The sequence below is a fragment of the Klebsiella quasivariicola genome (assembly GCF_002269255.1).
Lineage (GTDB): Bacteria > Pseudomonadota > Gammaproteobacteria > Enterobacterales > Enterobacteriaceae > Klebsiella > Klebsiella quasivariicola.
Genome location: NZ_CP022823.1, coordinates 2,415,536 through 2,430,393, shown reverse-complemented (window position 1 = coordinate 2,430,393; position 14,858 = coordinate 2,415,536). Strand labels below are relative to the sequence as shown.

The 14,858-nt window shown below is 56.0% G+C and carries 15 protein-coding genes and 1 CRISPR repeat array; of the genes, 1 reads left to right on the top strand and 14 read right to left on the bottom strand.

Annotated elements, in window-relative coordinates; translation table 11 throughout:
- Positions 1-14 precede the first annotated feature (14 nt).
- The 5 genes from ccmB to B8P98_RS12050 all read right to left on the bottom strand — a co-directional run bounded on the left by ccmB (position 15) and on the right by B8P98_RS12050 (position 5,271).
- The gene (gene ccmB / locus B8P98_RS12070; protein ID WP_095033052.1) at positions 15-674 is read right to left on the bottom strand and encodes a heme exporter protein CcmB; all 660 of its coding nucleotides are present in this window, start codon (positions 672-674) and stop codon (positions 15-17) included.
- Entirely contained in the window at positions 671-1,294 is a 624-nt protein-coding gene (gene ccmA, locus B8P98_RS12065) for a cytochrome c biogenesis heme-transporting ATPase CcmA (RefSeq protein WP_080896729.1), read from the bottom strand. Before ccmA ends, ccmB begins: the two co-directional genes overlap by 4 nt.
- 83 nt (positions 1,295-1,377) lie before the next feature.
- Complete coding sequence (locus B8P98_RS12060) at positions 1,378-2,718, bottom strand: c-type cytochrome (protein WP_165931789.1); 1,341 nt, start codon at positions 2,716-2,718, stop codon at positions 1,378-1,380.
- Positions 2,719-2,728: 10 nt separating this feature from the next.
- Positions 2,729-4,513 (bottom strand): GMC family oxidoreductase, encoded by a 1,785-nt coding sequence (locus B8P98_RS12055; RefSeq protein ID WP_002908285.1) that lies wholly within the window; start codon positions 4,511-4,513, stop codon positions 2,729-2,731.
- Between the two features lie 2 nt (positions 4,514-4,515).
- On the bottom strand, positions 4,516-5,271 hold the full coding sequence (locus tag B8P98_RS12050; RefSeq protein WP_025712126.1) for a gluconate 2-dehydrogenase subunit 3 family protein: 756 nt from the start codon (positions 5,269-5,271) through the stop codon (positions 4,516-4,518).
- 501 nt (positions 5,272-5,772) lie between these two features.
- Here B8P98_RS12050 and B8P98_RS12045 point away from each other — a divergent pair.
- Entirely contained in the window at positions 5,773-6,144 is a 372-nt protein-coding gene (locus B8P98_RS12045) for a VOC family protein (protein WP_025712125.1), read from the top strand.
- A gap of 60 nt (positions 6,145-6,204) precedes the next feature.
- Here the strand turns inward: B8P98_RS12045 and B8P98_RS12040 are convergent, their stop codons facing one another.
- The 9 genes from B8P98_RS12040 to casA all read right to left on the bottom strand — a co-directional run bounded on the left by B8P98_RS12040 (position 6,205) and on the right by casA (position 14,856).
- On the bottom strand, positions 6,205-6,888 hold the full coding sequence (locus B8P98_RS12040) for a YrhA family protein (RefSeq protein WP_025712124.1): 684 nt from the start codon (positions 6,886-6,888) through the stop codon (positions 6,205-6,207).
- A 10-nt stretch (positions 6,889-6,898) separates the two neighbouring features.
- Entirely contained in the window at positions 6,899-8,014 is a 1,116-nt protein-coding gene (locus tag B8P98_RS12035) for a DUF6883 domain-containing protein (RefSeq protein WP_025712123.1), read from the bottom strand.
- Between the two features lie 238 nt (positions 8,015-8,252).
- Positions 8,253-9,134: direct repeats of the CRISPR family, unit length 28 nt; unit sequence GAAACACCCCCACGTGCGTGGGGAAGAC.
- A 47-nt stretch (positions 9,135-9,181) separates the two neighbouring features.
- Positions 9,182-9,469: a type I-E CRISPR-associated endoribonuclease Cas2e gene (gene cas2e / locus B8P98_RS12030; protein WP_071993256.1), complete on the bottom strand. Its 288-nt coding sequence runs from the start codon at positions 9,467-9,469 to the stop codon at positions 9,182-9,184.
- The gene (gene cas1e / locus B8P98_RS12025) at positions 9,447-10,322 is read right to left on the bottom strand and encodes a type I-E CRISPR-associated endonuclease Cas1e (RefSeq protein WP_025712121.1); all 876 of its coding nucleotides are present in this window, start codon (positions 10,320-10,322) and stop codon (positions 9,447-9,449) included. The genes cas2e and cas1e overlap by 23 nt, the downstream gene beginning before the upstream one ends.
- On the bottom strand, positions 10,322-11,038 hold the full coding sequence (gene cas5e / locus B8P98_RS12020) for a type I-E CRISPR-associated protein Cas5/CasD (RefSeq protein ID WP_025712120.1): 717 nt from the start codon (positions 11,036-11,038) through the stop codon (positions 10,322-10,324). Before cas5e ends, cas1e begins: the two co-directional genes overlap by 1 nt.
- A 12-nt stretch (positions 11,039-11,050) precedes the next feature.
- Entirely contained in the window at positions 11,051-12,085 is a 1,035-nt protein-coding gene (gene cas7e, locus B8P98_RS12015) for a type I-E CRISPR-associated protein Cas7/Cse4/CasC (protein WP_025712119.1), read from the bottom strand.
- 29 nt (positions 12,086-12,114) lie between these two features.
- Positions 12,115-12,762 carry a type I-E CRISPR-associated protein Cas6/Cse3/CasE gene (gene cas6e / locus B8P98_RS12010; RefSeq protein WP_025712118.1) on the bottom strand — a complete coding sequence of 216 codons (648 nt, stop codon included), beginning with the start codon at positions 12,760-12,762 and terminating at the stop codon, positions 12,115-12,117.
- Positions 12,755-13,321: a type I-E CRISPR-associated protein Cse2/CasB gene (gene casB, locus B8P98_RS12005; protein ID WP_025712117.1), complete on the bottom strand. Its 567-nt coding sequence runs from the start codon at positions 13,319-13,321 to the stop codon at positions 12,755-12,757. Before casB ends, cas6e begins: the two co-directional genes overlap by 8 nt.
- Before the next feature lie 11 nt (positions 13,322-13,332).
- A complete protein-coding gene (gene casA, locus B8P98_RS12000) occupies positions 13,333-14,856 on the bottom strand; it encodes a type I-E CRISPR-associated protein Cse1/CasA (protein WP_025712116.1) in 1,524 nt (507 codons plus the stop codon).
- Between the last annotated feature and the right edge of the window lie 2 nt (positions 14,857-14,858).

Genomic DNA, 14,858 nt, shown 5'->3' with positions numbered 1-14,858 from the left:
GCAGGCGCAGCGAATTATTGCACGGTCAGCCGCAGCGCGGCGGCGGTGGCGAACGGGCACAGGGTGGCGCTGGCGGTTAAGAACGCCGCCAGCATCGCCAGATAACCGCTGACCGGGAGCCCGGCGGCGGCCGCCTGGCAGGCTGCGGTGGCGAAAATCAGCAGCGGCACCGCCAGCGGCAGCACCAGCAGGCTCAGCAGGACGCCGCCGCGCTTCAGGCCGACCGTCAGGCCAACCCCCACCGCGCCGAGAAAACTGAGCGTCGGGGTGCCGAGCAGCAAGGTCAGCACCAGCACACCGGCGTCATGCACGCTCATCCCCAGCAGCAGCGCCGCCAGCGGCGAGACGATCAGCAGCGGCAGGCCGCTCATCATCCAGTGGGCCACCACTTTCACCAGCACTACCGCCACCAGCGGCGTCGGCAGGAGCATCAGTTGCTCCAGGGAACCGTCCTGCCAGTCGTCGCGAAACAACCGATCCATTACCAGCAGCGCCGCCAGCAGCGCGGCGACCCACACCACGCCCGGCGCAATCTGCGCCAGCAGCTGCGGCGCGGCGCCGACGCCGAACGGAAACAGGGTGATGACGATCAGAAAGAACCAGAGCGGATTGAGGATCTCCGCCCCGCTGCGCCACGCCAGGCGCAGTTCCCGGGCCAACAGCGCTCGCATCATTGCCCGCCTCCCGCGTCGCCGCCGAGGCGCAGGGTGCGCAACGGGCAGCGCAGCGGCCGCAGCGGCTGATGAGTGGTGAGGATCGCGCTTCCCCCCTGCCGGGCGTGCTGCTCCAGGCGGCGGGTCAGGGTTTCCATCGCCGTGGCGTCGAGGGCGGTGAACGGCTCATCGAGGATCCACAGCGGCGCGTCGGTTAACCACAGGCGGGTCAGCGCCACCCGCCGCTGTTGCCCGGCGGAGAGCTGGCTCAAGGGGAGGTCTTCATAGCCCGCCAGGCCGACGGCGGCGAGGGCGCTTTCCCGCTGCTGAAGGCGGCTGGATGGAAAGAAGAAACGCAGGTTTTCATCGGCGGTCAGCGCCGCGTTGACGCCGGGTTTATGGCCCAGCCACAGCAACTGACGATGAAATGACTCCCGGACCTTCGCCAGCGGATGCCCCTGCCAGCTCACCACCCCGCTTTCCGGGCGCGCCAGGCCGCAAAGGATCCGCAGCAGCGAGGTTTTCCCCGCGCCGTTATCACCGGCGACCTGCAGCAGCTCGCCGGCAGCGAGGGACAGCGTCAGCGCCGCAAATAGCGGTCGATCGTCAACGATGCAGGTCAGTCGCTCTGCATGCAGCATGAAGGCAAACTCCTTGATTCAGACAGTATTTTACGTCGTGGCTAAGTATGGGTTGCGCCGCGCGGGCGACGCAACCCTGACGATTACTGTCCGGCCCCCGGCAGCTTCGAGATATCGGCGTTGCCTAACGCCTTCTCATCGTGCGCCGCGGTCTCCTTACGCACCTTCGCCACATCGCTGGCGCTGACCGCCGGCGCGTTGTTGCCCCAGCTGGTGCGGATGAAGTTGACCACATCCGCCACCTGCTGGTCGTCCAGACGCCAGCCGAACGACGGCATGGTCAGGTTGGAGACCGCCTCTTTCACCGCCGGCGTGGTGCTCCCGGTCAGAACGATGTGGATCAGCGAAGTGGCATCTTCGGTCTGTACCACCGGGTTGCCCTTCAGCGACGGGAAAGCGCGCTTATAGCCTACGCCGTCGGTGCGGTGGCAGGCGGCGCAGTTATCGACGTACAGCGCGGCGCCGGTTTTGCTGTCGTTCCCCTTCCACAGGTCTTTCGCCACGCTGTCTTCCACCGGGGCTGGGGTCTGTTTGCCGCCGCGCGGCGGGAGCGACTTCAGATAGCGGGCGATGGCGGTGATGTCGTCATCAGAGAGATACTGCAGACTGTGCTCCACCACATCGCTCATGCCGCCGAAGACCACCGATTTATCGTTGCGTCCGGTTTTGAGGAACTCGGCCAGCTCGGCTTCGCTCCAGGTTCCCAGACCGTCGCGGTTTTCGCCGCGCAGGCTGGAGGCGACCCAGCCGTCAATCGGCGCATTGCTGCCCGCCAGGTAATCATCGCCTTCGCTTTCGCTGAGCGCTTTTTCCTGCATCGTCAGGCTACGCGGGGTATGGCAGGCGCCGCAGTGGCCCAGGCCTTCCACCAGATAGCGGCCGCGCTCCAGCACCGGGTCAACCTGCGGGTTGGCGACAAAGTCGCTCGGCGTCGGGGCGAAGATGCCGCGCCAGAACGCCAGCGGCCAGCGCATCGACAGCGGCCATGGGATGTCGGTGTCCTTGTTGGCGACATTCACCGGCTCCACGCCGTGCATAAAGTAGGCGTACATGGCGCGCATGTCCGCTTCGCTGATCCGCGCGAACGAGGGATACGGCATCGCCGGATAGAGCGTGGAACCGTCTTTCCGCACACCCTTGCGCACCGCGTCGTCGAACTCTTCGAAGGTGTACCCGCCGATGCCGTGTTCTTTATCCGGCGTGATATTGGTGGAGTAGATAGTGCCGATCGGCGTCTCCATCGGCAAACCGCCGGCGAAAGGTTTCCCTGCTTTGCCGTTGGTGTGGCAGGCGACACAGTCCCCCGCCCGCGCCAGATACTCCCCCTGCTTAATCAGATTGCTGTCCGCAGGCGCCTCTTCGGCAAAAGCCGCGCAGCTCAATGCCCCAAGCACCAGGGCCGATAACCATTGCATTTTCATCATCTGCCTTCCTTTATGCCTGCACCAGGGGACCCGGATTTTTCAGATACTGCTCACGGATCGCCTTCGCTGACCAGTAGGCCAGCGCGGCCACCGTGCCGGTTGGGTTGTAGCCCAGCCCCTGCGGGAACGCGGAGGCGCCGATGACGAAGACGTTATGCACGTCCCAGCTTTGCAGATAACGGTTAACGGCGCTGGTTTTCGGATCTTCCCCCATCACCGCCCCACCGTTCATATGGGTGGTCTGGTAGGTGGTGGTATCAAAGTGGCTGTTGGCGTTTTTTGGGCTGCCGAGGATATATTTCGGCTTCATCGCTTTGGCGATCGGCGCCATCTTATCGAACATAAACTGCGCCATCTTGATGTCGTTTTCCTGCCAGTCGAAGGTCATGCGCAGCAGCGGCTGGCCGAAGACGTTTTTGTAGTTCGGATCAAGATCGAGATAGTTCTGCCGATAGGACTGGTGCGCGCCGTGGGCATCCATCGACAGGTGATGGGTGTAGGTGTCGGCCACCGCCGCTTTCCACTTGCTGCCCCACGCCGGGGTGCCCGGCGGTACCGGGAAACCGGATATGGGCTTGGTCCCGGCCTGGTTGACCCAGAACGGCGAACCGCCGACAAAGCCGGCCGCGCCGTGGTCGAAGTTGTCGGCGTTGAAGTCGTCGACCCCGACGCCGTTGCCGCCCGCGCCGATAAACGGGTTGGTATAGGTGTCTTTGTCGAAAATGGCCTTGATGGTGGTCATGTTCTGATAGGCGAAGTTACGCCCCACCACCCCTTCGCCGGTCTCCGGATTGTAGGGTTTGCCGATCCCGGAGAGCAGCATCAGGTGCACGTTGTGGAACTGGAAGGCGCCGATAATCACCAGGTCCGCCGGCTGTTCCATTTCACGCCCCTGGCCGTCGACGTAGGTCACGCCGGTGGCGCGGGATTTGTCGTCGGTCAGGTTGACCTTCAGCACGTTGGCGTTGGTCCGCAGCTCAAAGCGTTTTTCCTGGCGCAGCGCCGGCAGAATGTTCACGTTCGGCGAGGCTTTAGAGTACATGTAGCAGGCGTAGCCGCTGCAGAAACCGCAGAAGTTGCACGGGCCCATCTGCGCGCCGTAGGGGTTGGTATAGGAGTCGGAAGTATTGGCCGACGGCAGATTATAGGGGTGATACCCAACTTCCAGCGCCGCTTTTTCAAACAGCTGCGCCGACCAGGTGTTTTTCTGCGCCGGCAGCGGGAAGTCGTCCGAGCGGTCCGGGGCGAAGGCGTTGCCGCCGCGGCCTTTGCCGACCACCTTGCCTTTGATCGACCACGCGGTCCCGGAGGTGCCGAACACTTTTTCCGCTTTATCGAAGAACGGCTCCAGCTCGTCGTAGGTGACGCCGAAATCCTGGATGATCATATCCTGGGGAATGAAGTTTTTGCCGTAGCGTTCTTCATAGTGGCTGCGCATCCGCAGTTCGATGGGATCGACGCGGAAATGGACGCCGGACCAGTGCAGCCCGGCGCCGCCCACGCCGGTACCCGGCAGGAAGGCCGCCAGCTGGCGATACGGCACCGCCTGCTGGCTGGTGTTATGCCGGATGGTAACGGTGCTTTTCGACAGATCCTGGAACAGCTTGCGGCGGATGTTATAGGTCAGCTCATCGATAACCTGCGGATAAGCGCCGTCCGGCCAGGTGTCGCGCATCGGGCCGCGCTCCAGCGCGACGACGTTGAGCCCCGCTTCGGTCAGCTCTTTGGCCATGATCGCCCCAACCCAGCCGAAGCCGACGATCGCGACATCGGTTTTTTTCAATACGGTGGCCATGATTACGCCCTCTCCCCATTAATTGATACCGGCGGGAAGGGGTAGCGTTCGCCCCGTTCAACCCAGTCCATAAAGTCGGCGCGCGCGCCGGGAAAATTAATCAGCGTCCAGCCGACCATACCTTTATTGCCGCCATGGATAGGGTCGCTGAAGAAGCCTTCGCGGGTGTTTTGCAACAGATAGGTGAAGAACAGCGAGGCCGGCAGCTGTTTGAACTCGGCTTTGCCGGATTCCCACAGGCCGAGCGCCTCGTCCTGCTGCTCGCTGCTCAGTTCAGCGAAGGTCTTGTGATATTTGTCCTGACACCAGGCCTCGGCGTCGGCGATCCCGAGGTTATAGATCTGTTTGGGCACCAGCGGCAGCTGATAGCCCATCTCTTTCGGCACGTCGGGGTTAAAGGGACCCTGCATATACCAGATGGAGCCGGTGGCGTAAGGGGTATTGAGCTGGCGGTCGATAAACTCCGGGACGCCGGCCTCTTTGGCGCCGGGACCGAGTTCATCCGCCGGGATTAAGCGAGCGACGACGGCGTTGATAAACACCCACTCACGATCGTTGAAGAACTGCGGCTTCCAGTCGCTGGCCGCCGCGGTGTTCCCGGAGGCTGGCTCTGAAGCGGGGGCCGCCTGCGCGGTCGCGCTGGTGGCCACGCCAATGGCCCCTGCTCCCGCGCCGCCGATCACCACCGTCGGGATCAGCGCCATCGATTTCACCAGGAAATCACGCCTGGAATTGTTGGTTTTCTCGCTCGACATCATCACATTCCTGTCATTGAAAATTACTGTTTTTGTCGCAGACAAACCCAGTGAATGTCGTGCTGGAACCGATACCATTGCGCTTTCAAACCGCTTAGCGTCTGGCCCGGCCCGGCAAGTCGGATAAAACATCGCCAGAGGCGACATCATTTATAGGGTTATCGTTTGGATAGTAGACGATTCTCAACGAAACGCGGGAAATCGGAGCGAAATTCACCGGAATGTCATCGTGAGAAGGGTGCTGCCATAACCTTGAGGCGGTAAACCGACGGCGTTCACACCGCGCTGAGCTTACCTGTGCGCCAAAAAAGAGTGACTTGTATCACAAATGTTATTTTTTGTTTATGGTACATGGCAGATTAAACGTCTGTAAACACTCGTATTAGGAATAATTAAACATTTAGAGCTGTTAAAAAAGTTAATAACCGTTGTTAATTATTTTCCATCTATTTCCTGGCTGAACCGTTCAGCTGGCGATATTCCGTCCACAGGAGAAGAGACGTTATGTTCGATCATGTGAAATTCGGCGTCAGCGACTACGCCGCAAGCAAAGCGTTCTTTTTACAGGCTCTGGCCCCACTTGGCGTAACGCTGGTCGGCGAAGGCGAACCGAGCTACGGCGCAGAGCTGGCCGGCAGCGGCGATGTTTCTCTATGCCTCTATCAAAGCGCGGAAAAACCGGCGCCGCTGCACATTGCCTTTCGTGCCGACAGCCGCGAGCAGGTCGATGCCTTCTGGCAGGCGGCGCTGGCCGCCGGAGGAAGGGACAACGGCGCGCCGGGGTTACGGCCAAACTACCACGCCAGTTATTACGCCGCGTTTGTGATTGCGCCAGACGGGCACAATATTGAAGCCGTGTGCCATCTGGCGGGGTAAGCTGAGCGGAAAAAAATTCCCACGTCCGTGGGAAACGCTGAAGGTATGGATGTGTCGGATTCAGCTGACCGGCTCAATGAGGGCGGACAACAGTCCGGTGAAGTGGGTATGTGACTCAATGACATAATCCGAGGAGACTTTATCGCGGATTTCGAAACGGTCATCTGTGAAGCTGTAGACAATCACGGACATGCCCTCTTCACCAATCACTACTTTGTCATTGAGGTTTGGATCGACATAGATTTCGTTAATACGCGTCTCAAAGTTTCGAACAAAGATATTCGACCATGCAGGTTCACCGTTCTCTGCCTGCACCAGGCTGTACAATGTCATGCCATTGTACTCACCCCCATCCATAATATTGAACATATCCGCGTAGTCCGGCCGACTAATCAATAGTCGTTGAATATCCTCATAGCCCCTTCTTTTCTTGTCCTCCCATTCAACAGGCGCGACTTTGTGCATTAAATCTGCCATGACGTCTGGGTCTACAGGGTCGGCTACGGGATAATTACCTTCAACCATCAGCGACTTCAGGTTACCAATGGTGAAATAGCGCTTTAGCTGGGCGGGGAATAAAACTGGCATTGCGATTGTTTTTCCTTTCTCGTCGCAAAACTCGACCAGATAGCCAGTTGTTGGCGTATTAAAAACCATAACAATCGTACCAGGCGTTCCTTTTACCAGCCCTTCATTCGGTAAATCCTCACCTAAAACCACAACGTCTAATTCGGCTCTTTTCATGTTTATTTCCCTATTTAACGTAAATAGTTGTCAGGCGAGGAACGAGCGCATCTGTTTCATACATCCAGCCTGTACGGATGACCGCCGTTTCACCATTGATGCCTAAAATTGGCATATCTACAGCCATTGTTTGACCGTAGTTGTTTGTCTGCAATATCTTTGCTGGGGCCGATAATACGCCCTTCTGAATTCGTGCGGCTAAAACATCCGCATTCGTTGGGTTGTACCCCATGGCAGACTCAAACACCCGAGCCTTATGACCGCCTGTAGGATGTGTTGAATCTAAAGCGTACGTCGCGAGTTTTTTCGGATCGATAACGGCATGTTCAGCATTCACTAACGTACCGTTCTCAGAGATGAAGCCCTTTACATACGGACTTTCAAAGGCTGGTATTTTACTGAGACTCGATAACTCATCTAACTCACTTAAAGGATTCACCCTACCCATTGTTAATCCTGCCGCGAAAGAGGCTCCTGCAATGAGTAATCCTTTATTGTCCATAATCTGGTCGTAACCTGCAGGCGCATCCCCACCCAGTTGCAACGCTGTTTCATGGAATCCTTCAATGTTGCCATTATATACACCGCCAGCGGCTAGCAGTCGGCCAATGGTCTTACTGTTTAGTGTCTTTGACGCTGGTGCGATTCTTGAGCCATTATAATTGTGTTGTATATGCTGAGTGGGAGCTGGCTTCCTTCCTTGGCGATCGGCAATCGTGTGCCTGTAGGCGTTCATAATTTCGTTCTTAAACCACGCATGGTATAACGAAGCGGTAGGGGTAAAAATTAAATCGCCATTGTCGTCGATGTAAAATGGATTTCTGTCACTGCTCCAACACCTGGAGATATCCAGACCAACAAGCCAGCCAATTTGTAGCCTGTGCTCTACCTCATCGTAGATAGGATCTGCATAGCTACGTTGCCTTCGTTCATATGGCCTTTTATGTGGAGATGAATTGTATATTTCCTTCGGTAGGCCAAAAGCGAGGCTGTGACCATTCGCCTCACAGGAGAGGTCGTAATGTATACACACTTCTCTTAGCGAACCTGCTGGTGTCAAAATATATTGAAAGTCTTCAGGTTTTAACTGGCGTATTAAATCATGTGACTGGTAAAGCCGAAACATATGAATTCCCTATCCTTCATTTTATAAGAATCATTCGCGGTTATTGCTTTAAACAGTTCCCTTCTCTATCGCAATAAAATACTCCTACCTCTCCCAAACGACAGTTTCATTAGCTAAAAATCATTTTAAGTTTCGCTGGCTATAAAATATTTATTCTAATACGAGTATTCCGCTTATTGCTAAGCCCCACATGCGTAGGGAAGACTAGTCGCGCAGCTCGTAACAGATCCCCTCTTTGGAAACACCCCCACGTGCGTGGGGAAGACGCTGGCCGTGATCAGCCCGCAGCGGCGCGCGAGGAAACACCCCCACGTGCGTGGGGAAGACCACGGTCGCGCGATATGCTTTGCCGATGGCTGGGAAACACCCCCACGTGCGTGGGGAAGACTCACAGGCTCAATCATCGACCCGTTAAGGATGAGAAACACCCCCACGTGCGTGGGGAAGACTACCAGGTCGTATGACACTTGCCGCGAACAATAGAAACACCCCCACGTGCGTGGGGAAGACAATGCCTGTCTACGCTCGGGTTCTCTGCTGATGGAAACACCCCCACGTGCGTGGGGAAGACCATGCCTGTATAAATCGGGATATAGCCAATATAGAAACACCCCCACGTGCGTGGGGAAGACAACTTCGAGGCAATCCCCTTTCTGTAACTGGTAGAAACACCCCCACGTGCGTGGGGAAGACGATATAGTCCTGCGCCTGCGAGCCCGGGCGATAGAAACACCCCCACGTGCGTGGGGAAGACCTGTAGGGCGGTCGAGGTGGACGAAGAGGTCTGGAAACACCCCCACGTGCGTGGGGAAGACGGCTGGTTGAAAAACTGGATCAAACCGGGGTTAGAAACACCCCCACGTGCGTGGGGAAGACAAAGCCGTTGAAAAATGGTGCGAAGATCAAAAGGAAACACCCCCACGTGCGTGGGGAAGACCCCCCAACCGCGACCGCGCTGCGGACCAGCAAAGAAACACCCCCACGTGCGTGGGGAAGACAAGCTGCCCAAACACCTCCACCTGCGGGGGGAGGAAACACCCCCACGTGCGTGGGGAAGACCAAACACCTCCACCTGCGGGGGGAGTTCACCCGGAAACACCCCCACGTGCGTGGGGAAGACACCAACATATTGTGAAAGAGCGAGAATTTAACCACAATATCCACGTATTACGACAGTTTTAGGGTTTCAATAATCAGCTGTAACCCACTGAGTTCAATAATCGGCTTTCTGACCTCACCCTTGTAGCGAATTTCATAACCAGGCGGTTGAGGAATACTGCGAAACAGCATCAGGCCCGATTCCACAGGCGTGTACTGCATCAGATAATCAACAACGGTTTGTGCAACCGAATCTTTGACGCCTGAGACGAACACATTTGGCCGGGGTTCGACAAACCACAGCTTCATTCGTCCACGGACCGCTGGCGGCAGATCATTTGCCAGTACGACGAGCACCTTTTCCTCCCATTAGCTCATTGATATCGGCGGCAATAAGGTTGAGCAAATCCAGGGCTATCACTCGTTTTCTGAATGCCTCAGAAACTTTATGTTTATCATATCGACCCGCCATCTCCCTCGACAGCGAAAAAGCCAGATCGATACAGAGTCGTTCTTTATATAGGTCGGCCAAATCATAGACAAACGGTAAAGGGCTACCTGAATGGATAAAGCCGATATACGGCGAGTAGCCCATCGCATGCACAACCGAGCATAAAATGCCATACAGGGCGGCGTTGGTGGAGGTCAGTACCTGGTTTGTCAGGTCACTCAGTTCAAACTTGCCTGGTGTAAACTGACGCCCTTTCCAGCCGACGCCATACTCCTGCGCTTTCTGCTGATACAACGCGCGAACCCGACTCCCCTCCATGCCCATCATGCTGTTTAAACTTTTACCCTCCAGATCGGCATCCGGAAAGCGTTTAGCAAACATCATCCTGGCAACCTTAAGGGCAGACGCCCCATCGCAGGCCAGCGCCATCTGCGCTTTAAGATTGCGGGTATCAGCAGTGGGCAAAAAACCGGCGGCATAAAACAGCAGGCTATCCTCGCCCACCCAACACACCGCGCAGTTAGCGGCGGTCGCGGTTTTGATCGCCTCATGCGTCACAGTTGTCCCGGGGCCGAGCAGCAGCGTGTTGATGGTCGCCACCGGGAGAGGCACCACGTTGCCATCCGCATCCACCCATTTCACACTGCTGTCATCAATTTCCAGCCGCCCGCGCTCAAGATAGAGAAAAGGATATTTATCTTTTACCTGAGGCAGGAGTTCGCGGGTAACTTTGACAAACAGCCTCTCCCCCAGGGCCATTAGCCGCACTCCAGCACGGTCACCTGACGATCCCGGTAACGCTTATGCCGGCCGAACTGCACCGGGACATCATTAAGCGTGATGACATCGCCATCCCCTTCCCCTTCAATGACCCTGTAGCTCAGCGTGCGCCGCTTACTCTCAGCTAATGTCCGGGCCTGCTGCCATGCCGCTTCTGCGCTGTCATAGATGCCCTGATAGATCAGCTCGCTGGGCACGCAGCTTTTACGACCGAGATATAAATCCCATACCGGATTTTGTAGCGCCTCTGGTAACGACTCGGCTTGCTGGCTGCCAAGCCCCATTACCACGGCGAATACGGCATCCTGGAGATAGTGGCGGTAGGTCATTTTCGTTCCACCCCCTACGGCTTTCTTTCCATCGGATGTTTTAGGGATCAGCAGACTTTGCCACGGATCGCTGTCGTCATATCCGCTGCCAACCATCTGGAAATCGCACAATGTCGGCTCGCGCAGGAGCGGCTGGCCCTCCTTGTCGGTTCGGGCGTAGGCGCGAACCTCCATCGGCAGGTTATTCATCTCCGCCAGCCACTCGACCTCTGGCCCCGCGGCGCCTCGTGCACAGCAAATCAGCCCCAGAATGCCCGAGCGGGTCGGGAAATTCAGCGTATCGCGTACACCGAACTTTGAATCGAATCCCCATGACTGCAGCGGCCCTTCAAGCCACAGCAGCATATAGTGCGTAGTTTGGCTCATCTTCACCGTCCATTACAGATGTGACTGCAAGTCAGCGATCAGTCGGTCAATGCTGTAGTCAAGATCCTCACCCCACTCGTAATCGCCTTGTTTGCCGAACAGGGAGCCAGAGAGTTTTTCTTTTGTATGCAACCAGTCTTTGAGCGCCGCTTTACTGGGGGATAAGAAGCCTTCACCCTGACTCTTAACGGGCTGCTCGAATGAAGCCTGCAGACCCTGACCTTTACGCAGTAACACGCGAGCATATTCCCACGGGCAGGCCCCGGACTGCGTTGTCTGTCGGGCTGAGGGGACGGCGACATAGAGTGCCTTAACAAAAGCGGCGACGGCGGTTTTCATATCGGCGCCCTCACCCAACGTCTGCGCCAGTTGCCCGAGATCCAGGCTGACATAGCGATAGTAGGTCGCCGAATTAAACTCCAGGCTGCCCATATGTGCCGAACCGCTTTCATCCTCCGTTTTACAGTCATCCACGGCGGTAAAAAACTCGACCTCATTACTCACTTTATGGGTGGAAATGGCATGCGCGAACGATGCCGCCGCCTCAACGTTCATATCCGCCGCTTTGGCCACCATACGGCCTAAAAGCGCAATATCCAGGGCATCCAGGGTATTGTTAACCACCTTTTTGGCGACCTTGACCAGTTCTTTGTCTTTCAGGCTCGCGGCGTCAAAATCTTTTTCCTGCGCATAAGCGGCAAATGCGGCGGCCTCAGCCGCGCTGAGAAACAACAGGGTATCGTCGGAGAAAAAAGCGGCCATCGTCTCACCGCAGTGAGTGGCCTGTTCTTCGCTCGCCCCTGCTGTGCGACAGGCATTGGCCAGCAATGAAGCAATTTTTTTACTACGCACCCCGAGACGAATTCCAAAATCTGGCAGCGCCAGACGAACCTGACGTTTCCAGCACTGCGATGACACTCTGGCGCGCGACACACCGCCGACAATAGCGGACTTGGGAGCCCCCACGTCATCGCGGTTAAGGCAGGTCACCGGGAAAGACTGCAAAATATGAAACTCGATACGGGTGTTTTTAAATGGGGTAGTCATTGGATTATCCTTAATAAATTGATTAACCATCAGGAAAAAAGCGCATCAACAACGGGCACAATCTGCAGCAGGCCACAGCCAAAGGCTCGCCCTTTGCCAATGCCATGATGAAAGCTATGCTGGAACTGCTGTCGGTCGGTGACGGTAAGCAAGCCCTGCACCGTCGCCTTGCCAAGGGTCACCTGGCGACCTGCTTTATCTTTAAATTGCAGCACTTCCACCGCGTCAACCTGCAGGCTCGACGCATCCACTTCAAAGCCCCAGCGGCTGGCAGCGCGCTGAATGAACCACTGCGCAATATCAGTCCGGCCTTTCACCGCGACGCGTTTACCTGTCTGTTTATCCTTCCGTACCGGATTCACCTGCACCTGAAAGCGATAATGTGAATGAGAGAGAAAGGCGGCCGGAATTAATCTGCTGTTGACCTCACCGTACAGCCCATCGACCTTTGCAGCGGGAGGTCTGTCAGAGACGATCAATACTTTGCGGCCATGGAAATCTCCGCCCTGGTCGGCATAAGCAATCCCGCTCGACATATGGCTGCACTTCTCCTGGTCTGTGCGCGCATCAGCAAACAGGCTGTACACCACCCGGTGCAGGGAATAGGCATCGCTGATTTTCAGGGCTTTCACCGCAGCGCGATCGAGATGTAAAGCACTCGCAAAGAGTTCAGTCATGTGGATTCCCCGCCTCATTCCCGGCTGCCTCATCGGCTCGACGATAGAATTCTTGCGCCCAGCGGGCGCGGATCCGTTCGCGACTGCTGCCGGAAAACCACTGCAGTTCATTGAGTAGCCTGGCGAAATCCAGTGTCACATTGCGGCTGGCCATTAATGCCAGCAACGGGCGCAGAATACGGCATGCTTCACTCGTCGAGGTACAGGCCAACAATCGCCGCAGGCGGGCTTTCGCCTGTTCAGACTGATTCCCTTCGGGATAACAAGCTGCAATGGCGCCTCCCAGCGAGGTCGTGCCATTGCTGGCCGGTTTCACCCTGGCCAGCGCGGCGCCAATGACGCAGTACGGAAGGCGCTGCCACTCTTTTTCCAGATCAATGCCAAACCCTGCCAGAATTTCCCAGCTCTGATACTCAGTCGCCGGGTTGTCCGCTCGTTTAAGGCGGGCGGCAAAGCCATTGTCTTTTGCGATACGCTCAATCACGTAACCGACAAATCGTTTGGCGGGCAATTCGTTACTCGCGCTTTCAGCGGTAACGTCTGCAGGAAACTGATCCATTAAGATCCTCCTTAATCGACGGTGAGATATTTGGAAAAATTAGGCCGGGACTGCGCCCAGGCATCTAATTGACGGGCACTGTCACGAGGACAGAGCCGATTAAAAACCTGGCCGGCATAGCTGATAAACGTTTTTCGTAACTGATGACGCGCGGAATGGTCTTCCCCGGAACTCAGGCAAACATTAATGAGCGCCTGGGCCTGACGCTCGCAGAGTTGCCAGAATAGCGCCGTTGCTTTTTCGGCCTGTTTTGCCACAAAGGGTTGGGCCTTACCGGTTGCTGATTTATCAATATCGGAAAGCTGTCGGAAATAACGTACAACTGCACCCCAAAGCTGTTTTTGCACAGCATCAAGCTGCGTCATTTCATATTTTAAATATTCAATAAAGCAATTATTAATTAATTCGGATGACAACCATATTTCTGACTGAACATAATCATCCATTCCTGAAGCATACTGTTCACCCGCATTACTACTTACCCGTAAGCCGCCCGACCATAGCGCAAACTGAACCGTATTATGGGCTATTCGCTTCAAAGGAAGGTTAAGCTGACGGGTTTCATATCCTCGGGAGCTATCCTGCTCAATAAACTGTAATAACGACGTCAGTTCGCGCCAGGGGCGTTTGCCTGGGTTAACCCATAATGCCTTCGGTTTCTTTCCTGAAAAATCGACGGAAACCGTGGGATCGGTTTTGCCTTCCAGATAGCCGGCATGGCTTATACCGTCGCTATAGTGAATACCGTCCCCGGCTAACAGACAAAATTTACCCATTGGGATCAGGCGGCCAAGCAGCGATGCTTTTAACGAACGCGCAACGTCATCATCTTCCCCTGTCGGCATTCGCTCCCACGGCGCAGTCCCCAGCGTGGGATACATCACCAGTTGTGCAATATCCTCAGCGGTAAATAAATTGAGCCAAATGCTCTGTACGATTGAATTCCCCTGCCAGAACGAATGTAACAATCCCATATGCCCGACAGAAATCCCGGCCTTTCCACTGCCCGGCTTCCCCTTGTCGTTTTGTTTACCCCGATAGCCCGGCGTTAATACCACAGAGTTATCGGTTTTCTTGCCTCCGAGCCCAAAGCCCATTTGCACAATAATAGCTAGCGCTTTGTCCGCATCAGTTAATTGCTGCTGTTGCTGACTTTCGGTTAAAACGGTGGTATTGCCGGTACTCACCTCAGGTGATAATACGCCCAATGACTTACATTCAGCGGCCTGAATAGCGGGCATCTGTAAGAACGGCTTTTCGCCATACAGATAAAAACGGTCGTGCCATTTAGCAAGGTACTTCAGGCAGCAATGGGCCATTCCCTGCCAGCCCATCTGCTGCCAGTCGCTATCATCAGCCGGCGTCGCGGCTGACTGGGCGATAGCAAGTAGCAATTTGGTAAGCGCGATTTTTTCTACCGGATTTCCCCCTAAAGCGCGTAATGTCGGCTGACTGAAAATATCGGTTAAACTGACCAACCCCACATCCACGACCGCAATCCAGGGTTCATCAATCAAATTGAAGCGGTTCTCCATGG

Coding starts and splice junctions, on each gene's coding strand:
- ccmA (WP_080896729.1), bottom strand. CDS start 1,294: ATGCTGCATGCAGAGCGACTGACCTGCATCGTTGACGATCGACCGCTA.
- ccmB (WP_095033052.1), bottom strand. CDS start 674: ATGATGCGAGCGCTGTTGGCCCGGGAACTGCGCCTGGCGTGGCGCAGC.
- B8P98_RS12040 (WP_025712124.1), bottom strand. CDS start 6,888: ATGAAAAGAGCCGAATTAGACGTTGTGGTTTTAGGTGAGGATTTACCG.
- casB (WP_025712117.1), bottom strand. CDS start 13,321: ATGGATCAGTTTCCTGCAGACGTTACCGCTGAAAGCGCGAGTAACGAA.
- B8P98_RS12035 (WP_025712123.1), bottom strand. CDS start 8,014: ATGTTTCGGCTTTACCAGTCACATGATTTAATACGCCAGTTAAAACCT.
- B8P98_RS12060 (WP_165931789.1), bottom strand. CDS start 2,718: ATGATGAAAATGCAATGGTTATCGGCCCTGGTGCTTGGGGCATTGAGC.
- B8P98_RS12045 (WP_025712125.1), top strand. CDS start 5,773: ATGTTCGATCATGTGAAATTCGGCGTCAGCGACTACGCCGCAAGCAAA.
- cas5e (WP_025712120.1), bottom strand. CDS start 11,038: ATGAGCCAAACTACGCACTATATGCTGCTGTGGCTTGAAGGGCCGCTG.
- cas7e (WP_025712119.1), bottom strand. CDS start 12,085: ATGACTACCCCATTTAAAAACACCCGTATCGAGTTTCATATTTTGCAG.
- casA (WP_025712116.1), bottom strand. CDS start 14,856: ATGGAGAACCGCTTCAATTTGATTGATGAACCCTGGATTGCGGTCGTG.
- B8P98_RS12055 (WP_002908285.1), bottom strand. CDS start 4,513: ATGGCCACCGTATTGAAAAAAACCGATGTCGCGATCGTCGGCTTCGGC.
- cas1e (WP_025712121.1), bottom strand. CDS start 10,322: ATGGCCCTGGGGGAGAGGCTGTTTGTCAAAGTTACCCGCGAACTCCTG.
- B8P98_RS12050 (WP_025712126.1), bottom strand. CDS start 5,271: ATGATGTCGAGCGAGAAAACCAACAATTCCAGGCGTGATTTCCTGGTG.
- cas6e (WP_025712118.1), bottom strand. CDS start 12,762: ATGACTGAACTCTTTGCGAGTGCTTTACATCTCGATCGCGCTGCGGTG.